The 18,887-nt window shown below is 60.7% G+C and carries 21 protein-coding genes and 2 tRNA genes; 6 read left to right on the top strand and 17 right to left on the bottom strand.

Annotated features, from left to right (window positions below; translation table 11 throughout):
• The first annotated feature begins 456 nt into the window (after positions 1-456).
• The 5 genes from C6366_RS13755 (at position 457) to cobJ (ending at position 5,124) form a co-directional block, all read left to right on the top strand.
• Complete coding sequence (locus C6366_RS13755; protein ID WP_107738849.1) at positions 457-873, top strand: MucR family transcriptional regulator; 417 nt, start codon at positions 457-459, stop codon at positions 871-873.
• A 272-nt stretch (positions 874-1,145) separates the two neighbouring features.
• Positions 1,146-1,637, top strand: coding sequence for a winged helix-turn-helix transcriptional regulator (locus C6366_RS13750; RefSeq protein WP_107738847.1), 492 nt, complete (start codon positions 1,146-1,148; stop codon positions 1,635-1,637).
• 121 nt (positions 1,638-1,758) lie between these two features.
• Positions 1,759-3,027: a glutamate-1-semialdehyde 2,1-aminomutase gene (gene hemL / locus C6366_RS13745; protein ID WP_107738845.1), complete on the top strand. Its 1,269-nt coding sequence runs from the start codon at positions 1,759-1,761 to the stop codon at positions 3,025-3,027.
• Positions 3,002-4,141, top strand: a complete 1,140-nt coding sequence (locus tag C6366_RS13740; RefSeq protein WP_107738843.1) for a cobalt-precorrin 5A hydrolase — start codon at positions 3,002-3,004, stop codon at positions 4,139-4,141. Before hemL ends, C6366_RS13740 begins: the two co-directional genes overlap by 26 nt.
• Before the next feature lie 200 nt (positions 4,142-4,341).
• Entirely contained in the window at positions 4,342-5,124 is a 783-nt protein-coding gene (gene cobJ / locus C6366_RS13735; RefSeq protein WP_107738841.1) for a precorrin-3B C(17)-methyltransferase, read from the top strand.
• Between the two features lie 97 nt (positions 5,125-5,221).
• Here the strand turns inward: cobJ and C6366_RS13730 are convergent, their stop codons facing one another.
• From C6366_RS13730 to C6366_RS13665, 15 genes are all read right to left on the bottom strand, one after another.
• Complete coding sequence (locus C6366_RS13730) at positions 5,222-5,557, bottom strand: RNA-binding protein (protein WP_107738839.1); 336 nt, start codon at positions 5,555-5,557, stop codon at positions 5,222-5,224.
• Between the two features lie 363 nt (positions 5,558-5,920).
• A tRNA-Asp gene (locus C6366_RS13725) sits at positions 5,921-5,997 on the bottom strand.
• Between the two features lie 9 nt (positions 5,998-6,006).
• Positions 6,007-6,082, bottom strand: a tRNA-Val gene (locus tag C6366_RS13720).
• Between the two features lie 117 nt (positions 6,083-6,199).
• On the bottom strand, positions 6,200-7,156 hold the full coding sequence (gene cysK / locus C6366_RS13715) for a cysteine synthase A (protein WP_107738837.1): 957 nt from the start codon (positions 7,154-7,156) through the stop codon (positions 6,200-6,202).
• A gap of 23 nt (positions 7,157-7,179) precedes the next feature.
• Complete coding sequence (locus C6366_RS13710) at positions 7,180-8,469, bottom strand: O-acetylhomoserine aminocarboxypropyltransferase/cysteine synthase family protein (protein ID WP_107738836.1); 1,290 nt, start codon at positions 8,467-8,469, stop codon at positions 7,180-7,182.
• 56 nt (positions 8,470-8,525) lie between these two features.
• Complete coding sequence (locus C6366_RS13705) at positions 8,526-8,969, bottom strand: Rrf2 family transcriptional regulator (protein ID WP_107738834.1); 444 nt, start codon at positions 8,967-8,969, stop codon at positions 8,526-8,528.
• A gap of 170 nt (positions 8,970-9,139) precedes the next feature.
• On the bottom strand, positions 9,140-9,274 hold the full coding sequence (locus tag C6366_RS20510; protein ID WP_255412102.1) for a hypothetical protein: 135 nt from the start codon (positions 9,272-9,274) through the stop codon (positions 9,140-9,142).
• Entirely contained in the window at positions 9,244-10,065 is an 822-nt protein-coding gene (locus tag C6366_RS13700) for a diguanylate cyclase (RefSeq protein ID WP_255412101.1), read from the bottom strand. The genes C6366_RS20510 and C6366_RS13700 overlap by 31 nt, the downstream gene beginning before the upstream one ends.
• Complete coding sequence (gene alr, locus C6366_RS13695) at positions 10,019-11,191, bottom strand: alanine racemase (protein WP_107738832.1); 1,173 nt, start codon at positions 11,189-11,191, stop codon at positions 10,019-10,021. The genes C6366_RS13700 and alr overlap by 47 nt, the downstream gene beginning before the upstream one ends.
• Before the next feature lie 41 nt (positions 11,192-11,232).
• Positions 11,233-11,772, bottom strand: a complete 540-nt coding sequence (locus tag C6366_RS13690; protein WP_107738830.1) for a hypothetical protein — start codon at positions 11,770-11,772, stop codon at positions 11,233-11,235.
• 78 nt (positions 11,773-11,850) lie between these two features.
• Positions 11,851-12,222: a hypothetical protein gene (locus C6366_RS13685; RefSeq protein ID WP_107738828.1), complete on the bottom strand. Its 372-nt coding sequence runs from the start codon at positions 12,220-12,222 to the stop codon at positions 11,851-11,853.
• Positions 12,223-12,452: 230 nt separating this feature from the next.
• Positions 12,453-13,229 carry an HD domain-containing protein gene (locus tag C6366_RS13680; protein WP_107738826.1) on the bottom strand — a complete coding sequence of 259 codons (777 nt, stop codon included), beginning with the start codon at positions 13,227-13,229 and terminating at the stop codon, positions 12,453-12,455.
• Positions 13,226-13,549 (bottom strand): hypothetical protein, encoded by a 324-nt coding sequence (locus C6366_RS13675; RefSeq protein WP_107738824.1) that lies wholly within the window; start codon positions 13,547-13,549, stop codon positions 13,226-13,228. The genes C6366_RS13680 and C6366_RS13675 overlap by 4 nt, the downstream gene beginning before the upstream one ends.
• A 74-nt stretch (positions 13,550-13,623) precedes the next feature.
• Complete coding sequence (locus tag C6366_RS13670; RefSeq protein WP_107738822.1) at positions 13,624-15,720, bottom strand: GspE/PulE family protein; 2,097 nt, start codon at positions 15,718-15,720, stop codon at positions 13,624-13,626.
• A gap of 16 nt (positions 15,721-15,736) precedes the next feature.
• A complete protein-coding gene (locus tag C6366_RS13665; RefSeq protein WP_158269787.1) occupies positions 15,737-16,786 on the bottom strand; it encodes a two-component system response regulator in 1,050 nt (349 codons plus the stop codon).
• A 271-nt stretch (positions 16,787-17,057) separates the two neighbouring features.
• On the opposite strand from C6366_RS13665, the gene C6366_RS13660 reads away from it, so the two are divergent.
• Positions 17,058-17,264, top strand: a complete 207-nt coding sequence (locus tag C6366_RS13660; protein ID WP_107738818.1) for a hypothetical protein — start codon at positions 17,058-17,060, stop codon at positions 17,262-17,264.
• 99 nt (positions 17,265-17,363) lie between these two features.
• Here C6366_RS13660 and C6366_RS13655 read toward each other — a convergent pair whose 3' ends face one another.
• Together C6366_RS13655 and mtgA are read right to left on the bottom strand one after the other, a co-directional pair.
• Complete coding sequence (locus tag C6366_RS13655; RefSeq protein ID WP_199221514.1) at positions 17,364-17,708, bottom strand: cupin domain-containing protein; 345 nt, start codon at positions 17,706-17,708, stop codon at positions 17,364-17,366.
• Positions 17,709-17,867: 159 nt separating this feature from the next.
• Positions 17,868-18,536: a monofunctional biosynthetic peptidoglycan transglycosylase gene (gene mtgA / locus C6366_RS13650; protein ID WP_107738816.1), complete on the bottom strand. Its 669-nt coding sequence runs from the start codon at positions 18,534-18,536 to the stop codon at positions 17,868-17,870.
• Positions 18,537-18,887: the final 351 nt, after the last annotated feature.

Below are 18,887 nucleotides of genomic sequence, written 5' to 3'. Positions count from 1 at the left end.
TCGGCTGTACCCCGGAGTCTTGTTCGCTGGCAAGCATCGCGGGGATATCGCGAGGAGAAAATGCTCTCATCGCCTTCCGTCGCGGTTCTGGCCGTTTTTGGGTGATCACCCAACGCCCTTGACGCTGAAGCGAGTCCCGGCGCTAGGACGTGTGTATCGTCTGATGTCGCCAATGCGATACGTTCCGTTCTCGTTCGAATACGAGTCGTATCGGGTCGATTGAAGCGAACGTATGTCCCGCGCAACGCTTTTGGATCAGAGGAGGAAGCGGGCCGGAGGACCGGATGTAAAAAACAAGCGGCCTGGGATGCATGCAGTCGTACTTGAAGCTGGCAAGGATGCTTTTTGAGGGATATTTGGATGCACTATGTATCTTTGATACTTGACTTGAACGGAGTTTTTGCTATGTGTACATCTGTTCGTTCGTCATTCATATTTTTTGAAAGGAGATTCACAATGGATGAATTCATCAAACAAGCGTTGGAAATCGTAAAGGCTCAAGCCGGAATCCGGCCCATGACTGAAGAAGAAATGATGTCCATGGTCACCAAAATCGCGGCTAGTCTGCGAGCCGTTACGGAAGGTGGAACTGCCGGGGACGCGGGAGCGGAAGCCGCCCCTGAGTTGAATATCGACCCTAAAAAGGCGATCAAGGAAAAATCCGTCACCTGTCTGGAATGCGGCAAGGTCTTCAAGGTTCTGACGAAAAAGCACCTTGCTTCTCATGGCCTGACCACCGAGGAATATCGCGACAAATACGGCTATAAGAAGGGTACGCCGTTGATCGCAAAAGCTCTTTCCAAGGCTCGGCGCAAGAAAATGCAGGAAATGCAGCTTTGGACCAAGAAAGGAATGAAGTCTGGGCAGGATTAAATCCATTCTTGCGGAGTCATTGAATCGGTCGAAAAAGCCCTCCTTGCCTGGAGGGCTTTTTTTATGACGATTTCAGGTGTTTTGTGGGAAACGTCCAGAGTGGTGAGAATCACTGCATGACCAAGCTTTTCGGTGTTGCGATCAAGGCCGGAAACATCTAAAAGGGCAAAAAAACGTCCCGGTTTTTTGGGCCTCCGGAAAACATCCCCGGCAAAACGCTTTCGGGCGTGGTCGGGCGAAATATCAGCCGACCGGCAATGGAGCGGAATCGAATGAGCACGTCAACGAATTCTCACGAGCATACCGAGGCCGAACAAGCGGCCTTGCGTCTTCTTCAGGCCGACATTCCGGATACGGAACGGCCTTACCTGGAAATCGCCGAACGGACAGGCCTGGCCGAGGAGACCGTTTTAGATCTGTTGCGTCGCCTGAAAGACCAGGGCGTGGTTCGTCGCTTCGGCGCGACCCTACGTCATCAGCAGGCCGGATACGGGGCCAACGCCATGGTCGCCTGGTTCGTGGAACAGGATCGAGACCTGGACGAGGTCGGCGCGATCATGGCCCAACGTCCGGAAATCACCCACTGTTACCAGCGCGTGAACTGTTACGCCTGGCCTTACAACCTCTACACCATGGTCCACGCCCGCAGTCGCGAGGAGTGTCTGGACGTGGTGGAACAGTTGGCCCGGATCGCCTTAGTGCCCCAATACGACATTCTTTTCAGTCGCAAGGAACTGAAAAAGACGTCTATGGCTTATTTCTAGTAGGGGCAGGCCCCCGTGCCTGCCCCTACTTGGGGAAACGCCTCGAAAAGGGTAACCACGGGGGATTGCTACACCGGATGACAATTTAATTACGAACCTATAGCGCATCGCGAGGAGAACCATGTCTGATTCGAAAACCTTGTTCGCCAAGGCCCAGGAATTGATTCCTGGCGGGGTGAACAGTCCGGTGCGGGCCTGTCTGAGCGTGCAGAGCGATCCTCTGTTCATCGCCAAGGCCCAAGGCTCGAAGATGTGGACCGTGGAGGGCCGCGAACTCATCGACTACGTCATGTCCTGGGGCCCGATGCTTCTCGGGCATTCCCATCCCGCCGTGGTGGAGGCCGTGCATAAGGCCGTGGACCAAGGTGCCAGCTTCGGCGCGCCCTGCCAGGCGGAGGTGGAACTGGCCGAACTGCTCACGGCCGCCTTGCCCGGCGTGGACATGGTCCGGATGGTCAATTCCGGAACCGAGGCGACCATGAGCGCCCTGCGCCTGGCTCGCGGGTTCACCGGGCGCAACAAGGTGGTCAAGTTCGTGGGCTGCTATCACGGTCACAGCGACGCCTTTCTGGCCAGCGCCGGTTCCGGGGTGGCCACCCTGTCCATCCCCGGCACGCCGGGCGTTCCCGAGGCCGTGGTCGCGGATACCCTGCTGGCCCCGTACAATGACCTGGACGCCGTGGAAGCGTTGTTCCGGGACCATGGAGACGAGATCGCCGCGGTGATCGTCGAGCCCGTGGCCGGGAACATGGGCATGGTTCTGCCCCAGCCCGGATTTTTACCCACTCTGCGCGTGCTGACCGATCGGCACGGCGCGTTGCTGATTTTCGACGAGGTGATCACCGGCTTTCGTCTGGCCTACGGAGGGGCTCAGAACGTCTTCGGCGTGATCCCGGATCTGACCTGCCTGGGCAAGATCATCGGCGGTGGGTTTCCGGTGGGCGCGTACGGCGGACGGCGGGAGATCATGTCCCGCATCGCGCCTTGCGGTGATGTCTACCAAGCCGGAACCCTCTCCGGAAATCCGGTGGCCATGGCCGCCGGGGTGGCGACCCTCAAGGAACTGGTCAAGGCCGACTACATGGACCTGACCATCCGGACCAAGGCCCTGGCCAGTGAACTGAAAAGCGTCCTGGAAGAACGCGGCGTGATTGTGCAGCTCAACTGCATGGCCTCAATGTTCACCTTGTACTTCGCCCCGGAGCCGGTCACGGATTTCGCCTCGGCCTCCAAGGCCGACGCAACGATTTACGCGTCCTTTTTCCGCCAGATGCGCGACGCCGGGGTGGCCCTGGCCCCCTCGGGCTACGAGTGCGCCTTCACCTCCTTCGCGCACACCGAAGAGGACTTCGAGCAAACCCTGGATGCCTGCCGGACCGTCCACTTCTAGCCGTTCCTTTTCCGTTGGGGCCCAGGCCGTTGTGCAGTTGCGCGACATCGCGGTCTGGGCCCTGACTTCCCGCGGCAGCGACCTGGCCCGGCGGATCGCCGCCGAGTTGGGCGCGACGCTGTTCCTTCCCGAAAAATACGCCGCCCCTTCCGATGAACAACCGTTTCAGCATTTTTCTTCTGCCTTTCCGAAGAATTTCTTTCGCTTCCGCCATCACGTCTGCGTCGCGGCCTCCGGCATCGTGGTCCGGTGCGTCGGCCCGTTATTACGAGACAAGACCACGGACCCGGGAGTGGTGGTTCTGGATCAGGAGGGACGCCACGCCGTCAGTCTGGTGGGCGGCCACCTGGGCGGGGCCAACGATATGGCCAGAAAAGTGGCCCGGTTAACCGGGGGCCAGGCCGTGATCACCACGGCCACGGACACGGCCGGGCTGCCGGCCTTGGATCTCCTGGCCCGGGAACTGGGTCTTGTCGCGGACCGTCCGGAGCGCTTCGCTCCCCTGGCCGCGGCCTTGCTGGCCGGAGAAATCGTCCAGGTGCTGGATACGGAAGACTACCTTTGGACGCGACTACGCGAAATGGGGCACGGGGATCTGTTCGAGCGGGTTCCGGACGTCGAGGCGTGGCGGGACGACCGGCCCGGGGTCTGGGTTTCCTGGAAGCGCCCGTTGACTCGACATTTTGGTGAACCGGCCAGAGAATCGGCAGGTGAGCCAGCAATTCTCGGTTTGCACCCGCGTCGGCTCGTGGCCGGGCTGGGCTGCCACCGGGGCGTGAGTGAGGCGTCGATCATCACCTTCGTCCGCGAGGTGTTCGACAAAAACGATTTGGCCCTGCCCAGCCTGTCCGCGTTGGGCACGGTTCAGGCCAGGATCGCGGAACCGGGACTCCATTCGGCCGCCGCGGCCCTGGGCGCGGACGTGACGTTTTTTTCCCCGGAACAACTGCAAGCCGTCCGGACGCCGAATCCATCCGAGACCGCGGCCCGGCTGGTCGGCACCAAAAGCGTCTGCGAGGCCGCGGCTTTGCTGCTGGCCCGCACCGACACGCTGGTGGTGACCAAGACCAAGGGCGTGGAACTGACGCTGGCCGTGGCCTTGCCAGCCCGCTGAAAAACTCCCAATTGCTGCGTCGCTGCAAAAAGTTCAAACTCTCACGTATGAATAGATACGCTTCGACCTTGAACTTTTTTTGCTCCTTGCACTTGGGGTTTTTGAGCGGGCTGTGAATGGGGACTTTTTCACCATTCAGTTACGCCATGATCCGAACGGAATACGCGAATAAGAACGAACGGAAAGGATAAAGCGAGACCATGAGCAATGTCGCCCATGACGACGATTCGGCGCCCTCCCCAGGTCGTTTGGCCGTGGTTGGTCTGGGGCCGGGGAGTCCAGAACTGCTGACGCCCCAGGCTCGGGACATTTTGGAGCGGTCCCGGGCCATCCTGGGATACGGCGTATATATCGATCTGATCCCCAAGGAACTTCTGGCAGGAAAGCAGGTTCTGGCCTCGGGCATGCGCCGGGAGGTGGAGCGTTGCAACCAGGCCGTGGACCTGGCGCTGGCTGGGGTGGATACGGCCCTGGTCAGCAGCGGAGACGCCGGTATTTACGGCATGGCCGGACCGTGCCTGGAAATCCTGGAACAGCGCGGGGCATTGGACCGTGTGGATGTGGAGATCATCCCCGGCATTCCTGCCCTGGCCGCGGCCGCGGCCCTGCTGGGCGCTCCGCTGATGCACGATTTCGCGGTGATCAGCCTGAGCGATTTGCTCACCCCCTGGGAGTGTATCCTGCGGCGCATCGACCACGCCAGTCGCGCCGATTTCGTGATGGTCCTGTACAATCCACGTTCCAGAGGGCGGGACTGGCAACTGGCCAAGGCCCTGGAAACGGCGGCCGGGATCCTGCCGCCCGAAGCCCCGGTGGGGCTGGTCCGCAACGCCTTCCGTCCGGGGCAGGAGGTCTCGGTGTGGACCCTGGCCACGCTCCCCGTGGACCGGGTGGACATGTTGAGCATCCTATTCATCGGCAACAGCCAAACCCGCCCCCTGGGCCCGAGGCTGCTCACGCCCAGGGGGTATCCCCTGGGCTGAATGTCGCTGGAGTCGACCGGAGACATAAAAGAAAACCGCCCAGGCCGGGATACGGCCTGGGCGGTTTTCTTTTGATTGCAAGTTGAAAGGTCGGGGTCTACCAGTCGCGCTGCCTGCCGCCGCCCCCACCGGAGCGCCGGCCCTTGTTGCCGCCGCCACCGCCACCGTCAAACCGAGGACGATCTTCTCGAGGGCGAGCCACGTTCACCGTCAGAGGGCGTCCTTGGTAATCAGTTCCGTGTAACAGATCAATGGCCTTCTGAGCGTCGTCGTCGGAACTCATTTCCACGAAGCCGAAGCCTTTGGAACGTCCAGAGTCGCGGTCCTTGATGACGGCGACTGATTGTACCGAGCCTGCATCCGAGAATAGAGTGTGCAGATCGTCTTCGGTTGTCGAATAGGAAAGGTTGCCGACGTACAGTTTGTTGTCCATGCGAGAATCTCCAGTTTACGTTAGACCGCGTGCAAGCAAGCAAGACCGGTCGCCCGACAGCGGGCCGCTTTTCAATGTTGTCCTCTCCGCCAAGCCTCAAACCTCAGGAGCAGCCGTTTATTCGGCCCGACTCCGGCAACGTCAGGAAGTCTCGGGCCGGGAAGATCGGGCGTGGCTCCCGATCTTCGCACTCCTGATTCCCCGGCTACTTGAAAACAAGCAAAGGCACAAGGGGCAAAGCCGCGCGGAGGTCGAAAAAATGTGTTCCGAGGAATGAAAAGAGCGGGTAAGGAGGCGCGCCAACAAAAAAGGCCGGGAGAAAACTCCCGGCCTTTAGCGCAAGCCCTTTCGGGCTTTGAATTCTGGCGGGGCCGACGGGACTTGAACCCGCGCCCTCCGACGTGACAGGCCGGCGTTATAACCAGCTTAACTACGGCCCCGCATTTGTTTGGTGGGCGGAACAGGGATCGAACCTGTGACCCTCGGCTTGTAAGGCCGATGCTCTCCCAGCTGAGCTATCCGCCCATCCCGCCCTGAAGAAACCGGTGTTTATGCGGGAAGCAAAAAAATGTCAATGGTCTTTGATGGGTTTTGTTTCTGAAAACTGAAATAACGCACAACGACTGATCCTCATCGTCCATCCTAACCGATGCCCTCGAACAGCACGGTGGACAGATACCGCTCCCCGGCATCGGGCAGGATGACCACCATGGTCTTGCCTTCGAAATCAGGCTGGGTGGACAGGCGGGCGGCGGCGGCGACGGCGGCGCCGCAGGAGATGCCGCAGAGCAGGCCTTCTTCCAGGGCCAGGCGGCGGGCGAACTCCACGGCTTCCATGCTTTCGACCGTTTCGACCCTGTCCACCACGGACAGGTCCAGGGTTTTGGGGATGAACCCCGCGCCGATACCCTGGATCTTGTGCGGTGCGGGCTTGAGTTCCTCTCCGGCCAGGGTCTGGGAGATCACCGGGCTTTCCTTGGGTTCCACGGCCACGGACAGGATTTGCTTGCCCTTCTGGTGCTTGATGAACCGGGAGATCCCGCTGATGGTTCCGCCGGTACCCACGCCGGAAACCAGGACGTCGATTTCGCCGTCAGTGTCGTTCCAGATCTCCGGCCCGGTGGTGACCTCGTGAATGGCCGGATTGGCCGGGTTCATGAACTGTTGGGGCAGAAACCAGCGCTTGGGATCTTCCGCGGCCAGGGCTTCGGCCCGGGCCACGGCCCCTTTCATGCCCTCCGGCCCAGGGGTCAGGATCAGCTTCGCGCCGAACGCGGCCAGAACCCGCCGCCGCTCCACGCTCATGGTCTCGGGCATGGTCAGGGTCAATTTATAGCCCTTGGCCGCGCAGACGTAGGCCAGGGCGATGCCGGTGTTGCCGCTGGTGGGCTCGATGATTTCCGTGTCCGGTCCCAGCAGGCCGCGCTTCTCCGCGTCCCAGATCATGGATGCGCCGATACGGCATTTGACCGAATAAGCCGGGTTGCGACCCTCGACCTTGGCCAGAACCGTGACCTTCTTGTTGGGGATGATCCGTTGCAGCCGGACCAGGGGCGTATTGCCGATGGATAGGGAATTGTCTTCATAAATGCGGGCCATGAGGGTTCCTCCGTGAGGATGTTTCAATTGGTAGCCTTACGCAGGGCCTGATCCATGTCCGCCTTCAGGTCGTCCATGTGCTCCAGCCCCACGGAAAGTCGGATGTAGTCCTGGGTCACGCCGGTGGCGGCCTGCTCTTCGGCGGTGAGTTGCTGGTGGGTGGTGGAGGCCGGGTGGATGACCAGGGTCTTGGCGTCGCCGATGTTGGCCAGGTGCGAGAGCAGCCTGACCGAGTCGATGAACCGCGTCGCGGCCTGCGCGCCGCCCTTGATCCCGAAGCCGAGGATGCCGCCGAAGCCGTTCTTGAGATACCTGGCGGCCATGGCGTGGTTCGGGCTGTCCGGCAGACCGGGATAATTAACCCAGGCCACGGCGGGGTGGGCGGCCAGCCAACGGGCCATTTCCAGGGCGTTCTGGCAGTGCCGCTGCTGACGCAGGGTCAGGGTTTCCAGGCCGATCAGGAACTGGTGGGCGTTGAAGGGACTCAGCGCCGCCCCGGTATCCCGCAGCCAACTGACCCGGGCCTTGAGGATGAAGGCCACGTTGCCCATGCCCGGAACGTCGCCCAGGGCGTCCCAGTAGACCAGGCCGTGATAGCCGGGGTCCGGCTCGGTGAATTCCGGAAACTTGCCGTTGTTCCAGGCGAACTTGCCGGAATCCACGATCACCCCGCCGATGGAGGTCCCGTGGCCGCCGATGTACTTGGTGGCCGAGGACACGACGATGTCCGCGCCGTGGTCAAAGGGCCGGAACAGGCCGACCCCCACGGTGTTGTCCACGATCAGCGGGATTCCGGCGTCGTGGGCCACCTGGGCCAGGGCCTCGAAATCCGGCACGTCCAGCTTGGGATTGCCGATGGTCTCGATGTACAGGGCCCGGGTCTTCTCGGTGATCGCCGCGCGAAACGCATCCACGTCGTCGGCGTCCACGAAGCGCACGGTCCTGCCAAGCTTGGGCATGGTATGGTGGAAGAGCTGGTAGGTGCCGCCGTAAAGGTTGTCCCCGGCCACGATTTCGTCGCCGACTTGGGTGATGGTCAGCAGGGCGTAGGTGATGGCCGCCATGCCCGAGGCCAAGGCCAGGGCCCCGGTGCCGCCCTCGATGGCCACGACGCGCTTCTCGAACACGTCCGTGGTGGGGTTCATGATCCGGGTGTAGATGTTGCCGAACTCCTTGAGCGCGAACAGGTTCGCCGCGTGGGCGCTGTCCCGGAACACGTAGGAGGTGGTTTGGTAAATCGGTACGGCCCGTGCCCCGGTGGTCGGGTCCGGTACCTGCCCGGCGTGCAGGGCGATGGTTTCCAGTCCGTTCATGACGATGCTCCCGTGAGGTTGATGGTGACGCGGCCTCCTTCCGCTCATTGGCGGGCTCAGATGCTGTAATCCGGTCCCTGGGCGGTTCGCCGCTTGCTTTCCCGCTCCAGAATCTGCTCCAGGGTGAACTCTTGCATCAGTTTCCCCAGGCCTTGGCTGATTTCATCCCAGACATCGCGGACTTCGCAGTGTTCGTGGCGCGGACAGGTCGCGGGCCGGGACAGGCACCCCACCAAGGCACAGCCTCCCTCGATGGCCGTGTACACGTCCCGGATCGTCACGTCGCCGGGTTCGCGGGCCAGCCGGAACCCTCCGTCCTTGCCGCGTTCGGAAGTGATCAATCCGGCGGACTTCAAGGGCGCCACCACCTGCCAGAGATACTTCTGGGAAATGCCCTGCCGCAGCGACGCCTCGCGCAAGGTGACCACGCCCTGGTCGCCGTGCTCGGCCACGTCCAGCAGGAAGCGCAGCCCGTAACGAATTTTCGTGGGGATTTTCATGGAGTCGGCTCAATGTCTATGAATGCGATAGACATAGTTGACAAAAAAAAACGCGTCAAGTCCTGGTTTGAATGGTTGTGGTTGGCCAGCAGGTGCTCGCGCAGGGCCGACAATTCGTTCATGAAGGATTCCAAAGACTCCTTCGATGCGGTCGCTGGGGCCGTTTCGGGCTAATCGGAAGCCGGATCGCCGGGCAACTCGGAGAGACGCTTGACCGCGTCCAGGGCGAGGTTCAACTCGGCTTCCATCGGTCGCAGCAACTCTTCCAGACCGTCTATCTGGTAGGCCCGCAAGGCCATTTCCACGGCCTTGGACGCCTCCGACAGGTCAGCGGGCCTCCAGTGTCGCGGCCACGGCCACTGCTCCGGCTTCGGAGTCCGTGTCCGGAAGGATGCACACGCGAACTCCTCCCCCCGTAGCGGGCCGCCAGGTCCGTGGCCCGGTGCAAGGCCGCCTTGAGCACCCCGGCCACGGACCGCAGGCATTCGTCGCCCCGGACATGGCCGTAGGTGTCGTTGAACAGCTTGAAGTGATCGATGTCCAGCATGATCAGGGTCACCCTCTCCCTGGAGCGGACATGTCGGGCGTTTTCCTGGGCCAGGGTCTCGTCGAAGCGCCGACGATTGGCCAGCCCGGTCAGGCCGTCGGTGGAGGCCAGCCGGGCCAGTTGGTCTCGGGCGCGTTTCAGTTCGATCTGGTTGCCCACGCGCATCCGGACCACCGGGGGATTGATGGGCTTGGCAATGTAGTCCATGGCCCCCAGTTCCAGGCCCTTGGTTTCGGCCGCGGTATCGCCCAGGCCGGTGATGAAGATGACGGGGATGTCCCGGGTCAGAGCATCGGCCTTGAGCCGAGCGCAAACTTCGAAACCGTCCATCCCTGGCAGCATCACGTCCAGCAAAATGACGTCCGGAATGGACGCAGCGGCCACCTTCAAGGCCTGCTCGCCATTCACCGCGAACAGAATCTCATGATCCCGGTCAAAAATATCCGCGATCAGCTCGATATTCACGGGCTCGTCGTCAACGACCAGAATCCTGGCAGACGGTTTACCGGTTATGATGGCTTTCTCCTTGACCCGTTTTGGTCGAGGCAACGTATTCCCGCGGGTTCATTCCCAGCAGACAGAAAACTTCGTAGGGAATGGTCCCCCACCAGGAAGACAGGTCTTCCGGGGTGATGGAGGCCTCCCCGTCCGAACCCAGCAGCACGGCCTGGTCGCCGGGCGCGACGCCGGGAACGTGGGTCACGTCCACGGCGGTCATCTGCATGCACACCCGGCCAAGAATCTTGGCCCGTTGGCCGCGCAGCAGTATCCAGCCCGTGTTGGACAGCCCTCGTGAAAAGGCGTCCGCGTACCCGGCCGCGACCACGGCCACGGTCTTGTCCTGGTCCGCGACATAGGTTCGTCCGTAGGAGATGGACGCGCCCTTGGCCAACGGATGCACGGCCAGCACCGGGGCCTGGACGCGCATGGCCGGACGCAAATCCCGACCCAGATGAGCCAATTCGGTGCTGTGGAAAGGATTGGCCCCGTACAGGGCGATGCCCGGCCGCTGTCGGTCCCAGGTCAGGTCCGGAAAGGCCAGCAGTCCGGCGGAATTGACCAGGGAGCAGCGCAGGCCCGGCCAGGCGGCGGTGAAATGGTCGCGGACGCGCCGGAACCGGGCCGCCTGTTCCCGCGTGAAATCGGCCTGGCCCGGGTCGTCCGCCGTTGCCAGGTGGCTGAGCAGCCACTGGGGTCGCAGCAGCGGGCATTGGGAAAGGACTTCCAGAACCCGGCCCGCGTCGTCCGGGCCAAAGCCCAGCCGGGCCATGCCCGTGTCGAACTTCAGGGCAATGGGCGTGGGCCGCTCCGCGTGCCGCGCCGCTTCCTGAAGGTCCCGCAGCTGATCCAGCCGGGCCGTCACGGGCAGGATGTTTTCCTCCACCGCGATCCGGCAATCCTCGGAAGACTGGGGACCCAGCAGGGCCAACACGGTCCCCCGGACTTCCCGCCCCGCCTCCTGGCGCAACCGGGCCGCCTCGCCCACCGTGCCCACGGCGAAACAGTCCGCCCCGCACTCCTCCAAGGCCTTGGCAACGGGAATCAGGCCGTGGCCGTAGGCGTCGGACTTGATCACGGGAATCAGGGCCGTGCCCCGGGAACACAGAAAGCGGTAGTTGTCCCGGATGGCCTCCAGGTCGATGGTGACGCGCAACAGGTTATAGCCGATGGGCATGGTGATCTTCAGGTGTGCAATCGTCCTGAATAGTCGGGCAGTTATTGCAATATCTCTTCCAGTGCCTGTTCCGCGATGTCCACGTCCACGGCCAGCCAGATAAGTTCAATGTCCCTGACGAAGAAATAATGGGCCTGTCCCTGGCCCAAGGCCATGTAAAAGGGGATTTCCTCTCTGGTTCTCCGCATCAGGTGGGAAAAACCGTGGCCCTCCTTGCCCATGATCCGGCCCATTTCCTCCATGTCCTTCATGGCCCGCTGGGGGTCGTCGTACAGGGAAACGTAGTACGTGGCCGATCCCGGGGCGCCCTGGTACTTGGCGATGAAATTGGCTTGGGTGGCCACGTCGCCGTGATGCATCCGGTCGATGATTTTGGCGGCCTCGGCCCCGTCGAGCAGATTGATCAGCGTCATCCCGGCGATGCTTAGGGGGATAAATTCAGGGGCGACGACCTTTGGATCGTCGGTTTGGTTCGCCGATGTCGGGGCCGATATGAAGGCAGTGATCAGGGCGAGCAGGACGAGAGCGGCGGGAGCCGGGTGCAAAAGGAATTTGATGGAAAAACGTGGATGGAACCGCATGGCGAATTTCCTTGTTGGTTGGTGGATTGATTGGTGGTGCCACGAAGAGGCCGAAGTTCGGGCCTCTTGGCGGGAACGTCAGTTCTTGACCGTCACGTCCACGACGTTCTGGCGGGCGATGCTGATTTCCCGCCCCCCCTCCTGCTTCACGAAGACATGCATGAAGCCCATGACTTCATACTCCCCGTCTTCCAGGGCGGTGGTGTCCCAGCGGACCGGAAAGAACGCCTCCTGATCCTCGGACTCCCCGATCTTAACCCAGGTGCCTTCACCTTTTTTCCGGTAATACCAAGGGTTGGTAATCCTGCTTACCGGGCCCTTGATGTTCAGTTTCGTCAGTTGCTTGGCCAGCAATTCCCTGTCCAGATCCTCACGCAGCAGGATCGTGCCGGAGTAGATCTGAGACAGCTCGGTGGGCACGATGAATAATGGTCCCCAATTGTACGACATGATGGGCCTCCTTCGTTCTGAATGATGGGATAGGTCGTCGCGAATCGACCGATTGCTCGGAAGACCATGACGAACATCTTTTTGTTATCCAACTCTTTCCGGCAAGGCAACAGATCTCGCTACTGCTCAGCGGCAGGCGGAGAGAAGCAAAAATACCGGCCTTCGGCGATATGAAAGGAACGACAGGTCGTACTTGCGAAGGCGGGGAAAACTCCAGACTGAAGGGCGGACTACCGCTGTTTCAAAGCGGAAAGCACGGTTTCCCGTACGCGGCGGATTATCGGCAGGTCCGGGAGTTCGTCCAAGAGTTCGTTCAGATAGCCGCGCTCTTGGACGGCCTGCCTGGAGGCGGAAAAGTTCAGGTCGTAGACCCAGCTGCACAGCAGCAGTCGGAAGTCGTTGAGCGTGCGCATCCTGGCATAGTCGCCCTGTTTTCCGGCCAGGATTTGTGACACCAGCGCATCCGTGCAGACGCCGGGATCGTCGCGCAACCCCATGGTGACCACCGGGTTGGTCCGTGAGCCGGGACGCAGATGATTGAGAACCACCTGGAAGATGTCCAGTTTGTCCGCGTCCCGGACGACCCTGGCTGGGACCGCGGCCCAATCAGGGAGGGAGGAGGGGAGGAAGCGCTTGTTGTGCAGGATCACCGCCGTCAGCACGGCCTTGCGGTCCTGTTCGTTCAGGGGCTTCAGCAGGCAGCGCCGTTTCAGGGTCCGGACCCCGAGGCGGCCGTGATCCGTGGATTTGCGGTCGTCGAAGGTTTTATGGGCCGCATATTGCGGAAACCTTCCCACATCGTGAAACAGGGCGGCCCACAGGGATCGGCGGGTCGTATTCGGGGGAAGGCATTCCCGGGTCGTGATCGTCTCGGCCTCTTGAAAAACCCGCAGGCAGTGGTCCAGCTTGAGGCTCATGTTGGACCGGTCTTGCGCATCAGCGGAAAAATGTTCCCGGGCGAAGCCCACCAAGGCGAGCACGGGGGCCTCCATGTCCATGCCGGTCATTGCTCCAGGAGTTTCCTGGCCCGCTCGAAGTCCTCTGGTTCGATGCGGCCCTCCACCATCCGCTTGCGCAACACGGCCAGAGCCTGCTCAAGAACCTGCTCATCGGATGGTGCGTCCAGGGTGTCCTCCCGCATTGGACCGCCGGGTCCGAACAAATACCGCAGTAGGTACATCATCGCGGCCAGCACAAGGCCGATGAAGACGAATTTCGTGAGCATGTTCAGCCAGCTTCCGACAAACGACGGCCCAAAGGGCCAGTGAGCCCATTCGGACGGGCCTTGGGCCGTGAAGAGCAGTTCAACGACGGACGATATTTCCATTTACGGCATTCTCCTCAAGATTATCCACGGCTGTTCGGCCGTGAGTTTCGACTTTGATTCGTCGGGGCATTTACTTACCATCCGCTGACCAAGCGCACTTGGGCCATGTCCGTGAAGCCCTGGAGCACCTTGAGCAGGGCGTCCTGCTTCAGGGCCAGCATGCCATCGGCCACGGCCTGGTCCCGGATTTCCTCCGTGTGGCTGCGGCGCTTGATCAGGTTTTTGATCTGCGTGGAGCTGGTCATCAGCTCATGTACCCCCGTTCTACCGCGGTACCCATGGTTGCACTGCCCGCAGCCCTTGGCCCGGTACAGGGAAATATCCCGGGACATGGGAATGTACTGGTCAAAGCCCGGTCCAAATTCCCTGGCCAGGTCGTCCACCTCCTGCTGGTCCGGACCATAGGCCTCCTTACAGTGGGAGCACAGGGTTTTGATCAGGCGCTGAGCCACGACGCAGAGCAGAGAGTCCGCGAAATTGAAGGGGTCCAGGTCCATGTCCAACAGACGGGTAATAGTTTCCGGCGCGGAATTGGTGTGCAGGGTGGAAAAGACCAAGTGACCGGTCAGCGAAGCCTGGACTCCGATGTGCGCGGTCTCCGCGTCGCGCATCTCTCCGATCATGATCACGTCCGGGTCAGCCCGAAGAAAGGAGCGCAGGGTGGTGGCGAAATCCAGGCCGATCTTCGGGTTGATCTGGACCTGACGCAGCCCTTCCTGGGTGATTTCCACGGGATCTTCGGCGGTCCAGATCTTGCGTTCCGGGGTGTTGATGTAGCTGATGGCCGAATGCAGGGTCGTGGTTTTTCCGGAACCGGTTGGCCCGACCACGATGATCAGCCCATAGGGCTTGTAGACCGAGGATTTGAACTTGGCCAGATTCTCGTCGGACATGCCCAGCCGCTCCAGGGGAAGTGGCTTGCCCGAGGCCAATACGCGCAGAACCACGTCTTCGTGATTCTCGATGGTCGGCAGGATGGCCACCCGGAATTCAACGATTTTGCCCAGCTCCGGCAGGCGCATTTTGATCTTGCCGTCTTGGGGCAGCCGGCGCTCGGCGATGTTCAAATGGGCCATGATCTTGATCCGGGAAATCAGCGGCTTGGCCATCCCGGCGCGGATCTTGCGGAACTCGTGGCAACTGCCGTCGATGCGGAAGCGTACCGTGCAAAAACGATTCTGGGGGTCGGGCTCGATGTGGATATCCGAGGCGTTGCGTCGCCAGGCCTCCACCAGCAATGCATTGACCAGCCGGACGACCTCGGAGTCCGAGACCCCGGTTTCCTCGTCCAGGCCCGCTTCAGCCTCATCGTCGGTCTGGGCCTCCATCGAGTCCCCGAGTTCCATCAGTTCCTCGGACCCCAGGCTGCGGTAGAACAAGTCGATGAAGCCCTGGATGTCCAAGGCTAGGGCCACCTTGGGCTCGATCCGGCTGGTGCCGAAAATGAACCGGATCTCGTCCAGCCGGGCATGGTCGAAGGGATTGGCCATCAGCACGATGATAGAGTTGCCGTCCACGGCCAGAGGGGTCCAGCCGGATCGCTTTAGATAGTCCGGGTCCAGCTTGCGTTTTTCCAGCAGTTCGAAAGGCGCGTCTATGTTCGGATCAAAAGCCACGAAGGGCACTTCGTAGAACGCGGCCAGGGACTCGCCCAGCACGGCCTTGTCCAGCTTCAGTCCCCGGAGCAGATACTGATCCAGGTCTTCGCTGGCTTCCTTGGCGGCCTGGGTCATTTCCGCGAGCTGGTCCTCGGTTAGCAGATTCCGGGACACCAGCAGACTGTACCTGTGTTGCGGACGAAGTTCCCGTTGGCCGATGACCTTCAATTTTTCGGCCAGCCCGGGATGATTCGGGTTCAGCCGATGGGCCTGCCAGAAGGCCTGCTTGGCCTGGGTCATGTCCTTGGCCTGGAACAATGATTGGCCTAGCTGGTAGTAGAGCGCGGCCTGCTCGGGCATGGAAAGCGAGGATTCCATCACCGCCTTGGCCAGAAAATCGGCCATTTCCCGATGCTGCCCCAAGGCGCGCATGGACTGGATCAGCAGGGTGATCACCGCAAAGGTCTTTCTGCCGCCGCGATATTCGTCCTGTAGGGACTGGACCGCGTCCTGAAAGCGGCCCTGGCGAAAAAGTGTTTCGCCTTGGAGTTGGGAGGTCGGTGCGACGGTCATGGGCGATGCAAAAGGCTCATGCGGACGGACTCGGCATTTCCTGGTCCACGGAGATGTCGCCGCTGGGAGAAAGACCGGATAAGAGATGATCCAGGGCGACTTTCGGGGTCAGAGCGATTTCGAAAAAATTGGCACGGGCGATGTCCACGTGACCTTCACGCCGCTGAACCCAGTCCCAAAGCAACGTCACGGCCTTGGTCAGGTGCGGCTGGTCAAATCGCGGTAAAACGGTCAGAGGGCGAATTTTGGGCTCCAGGGGCGTGCGGATATGAGAATTACTGATCACGGACTCGTTCCAATCCCTGACTTGCCTGGCCAGTCGATTGATCAGCAATTGCAGATGGTCCCGGTCCAGGTCCGGGGCCAGCAGACAGTACCTTCCAAAATCGATCTTGCCCAGACGGTCGTAACTGCGCAGAGAGAGCCGGACCTTCACGGAGACGTCCCGTTCCATCCATTCGGCCATCATCAGTCCGTAATTCAGGTGGACGTCTTCCAGACGATGGAACGCGATCACCGTCAGGGAAAAGCAGGCCTGTTTCCGAAACGACTTGTTCAATTCCTCGTGGATGGCGCGCTTCAAGCCGGCAGTGGTCAGGATACCGGAGGACGTGTCCATGTACTCCAGGGTGGCCAATTGCCGACGCTTCTCCAGAACCTTCCAGGCTTTGCTCACCCTCCAGGCCAGCTCTCCGGGAAAGTATGGCCGCAGGAGGAAGTCGTCAATTCCACTGTCGTCATTGCGAGCAATCCTGGCGAAATTGTCGCCGGAGCCGATCATGATGATCGGCAGCGACTGACTCAGGAAGCGGTTGCGGTGCCGGAGCAGGTGAACGAAATCAAACCCGTCGATGTCCGTGGCCTCGGCCGGGACGAGTACCACGTGCGGCTCCCGCAGGTCCTCGATAATCCCCAGAGCCCCGAGGTGACTCCGGACCACGCGGACGGCGAAATGATCCCTGGACAATTCGGAGTCCATGGCCCGAGCCATGCCCGCATCGGGTTCGATCAGCAGAACGGAAGCGACGTGTTCGCCCTTGCTGTCCTCCGCGATTTTTGATTCCATCTCAACTCCATCCGTTCCATCCAGCGTTGCCGGGTAATCGTCCAAAAGTCCACATCTTGAGAAAAGCAGCCTGACATGACCCCGACGCATATCCCCGGACATGAAGAAATGCAACAAAATTGACTTGCACCATGGGGCCAATTATTGCTTGGCGATTCGAGGCGGCTTGCGACCCGAAGCGCTTCCTTACGCACCATGGCCGCGCCATGACCGTTCACTGGGTAGGCCGCCTTATCCGCGTAAACCAACCAACACCATAAAGGAGGCAACCATGTCTTGGGTAGCCATCAGACGGTTCAATGTCGGGGATCCCGATATCGCTAAGATGAAAAAGCACTGGGAAGACGTGGCCGAGGATCTGGGCTTGCTGGCCGAGTCGAACGTTCTGCTGGAGGAAGGCGAGAAAGAAGTCAAAATCTACGTCAGCCAAGCGGTCAATGAGTTCTTCCAGGGGCAGCCGGGGAGGCAGTACGGCTGACAAAGGACTTTTCCAACACAGCTAGACCTTGAACACCTCGAACCGACTAAACGCCGCGCCGGCTTTTTGGCGCGGCGTTTGTTTTGCGGCTCTTCTTGGCTACAACAGCGGCGGGCTGTGATGGATAAACAGCCGTAGCGGCTCCCGTCCGACATTGCGCACCCCATGCTCCACGCCCATCGGAGCCAGAAGATAATCCTCCGGGCCGACCCGCCGCCATTCTCCGTTAATGAACATCTCTCCCTCGCCGGACAGCACGAAAATGGAGTCCAGTTGCGGATCATGCGTATGAATCGGCACCTCGACTCCGGGCGCGATTTCCAACTGCGACACGCTGACCCTGTCCGAATCCACCCCCCGCACCAAAACCGCGATCCTGACCCCGGCGAACTTGGGATGATCCGCAAAGACCCGCTCCGCCCGAGGCAAAAACATTCCGTGCATACGTCCTCCTATTGCTGGGAAGTGATGAAAAACTTGGCCTATTCCAGTCAGTCGCGAATTTATGACTGGAGCATCTGATCATACAGCTTGTCGCTGATGCGAAAGCAGACTTGGCGCAACATATCGAGATCATGTTGCGTTTGAACACCCGCCCACCGACTACATATCCTGCAAGTAGGAGGAGCCGAGATTGCTCATCTGTCTTTCGATCTGGCTGGCTCTTTGCTGGATGTACCTGGAAGGCACCCTGACGTCGGATCTCTTTGGATGGGGCAGCACAGCGGCCATCAGCGCGGCTTCTCTCCCGGTCAACCGGGTGGGTTCCTTGTCGAAGAAGATCGTTGCCGCCGCATGTACCCCGTATATCCCGTCCCCGAATTCGACGATGTTCAGATACACTTCCAGAATCCTCCTCTTCGGCCAGAACGTCTCCATCAAGAGTGTAAACCAAGCCTCGAAGCCCTTGCGCACATAACTCCTGCCCTCCCACAAGAATAGATTCTTGACGGTCTGCTGCGAGATGGTACTGGCCCCTCGGATTCTTCCCTTGGTCCGCCGTTCCTCGATGGCCTCCGCCATGGACTGGAAATCAAATCCCCAATGGCTTGGAAACATCTGGTCTTCGGAGGCCACGACGGCCAGGGCCATGTGCGGAGAGATGAACTCCCAGTCCACCCACTGATAGTGGATCCTCGGGGATTTGTCCTCATGGAGCAGGCCGTCCAACTGCCTTTTGATCATGAATGCACTGGTGGGTGGCGGGACAAAGCGAAGAGACATCACCAGAAGCATCGAAAGGCTTGCAAAGGCCACGACCGTAAAGAACATAATCCTCACGGCAGCCCAGGCGAGGTTCGGTGGCCTTCTTTTAGGCTTGCTTCGGCCCTTTTGAGACTCATTTTTCTTGCCCAGAGTCGACTCCCGCGGTTTTCGTGATGATCACGCGCCCGCTTAACCATGTCACCCGGCGCGCTCTCGCCGCATCATCAACTATCCAGAGGAAGACGTCCATGGACCACCTACCCATCCCGGGGCGTCAAATCAACCCGGGCTCTTTGTTTGCGCAATCGCTCCGGCCCAAGTAAGGTCGCGAAGGCGAGACACGACAACCGATGGCCCGACGGTTGGCGGGCCTTGCCGCGAAGCTGGGCTTTCCCGTGGGGGATTTTCGTGAAACAC

The sequence above is a fragment of the Desulfonatronum sp. SC1 genome (assembly GCF_003046795.1).
In the GTDB taxonomy this organism is placed as follows: Bacteria; Desulfobacterota; Desulfovibrionia; order Desulfovibrionales; family Desulfonatronaceae; genus Desulfonatronum.
This window is presented reverse-complemented; position numbering and strand designations above follow the sequence as displayed.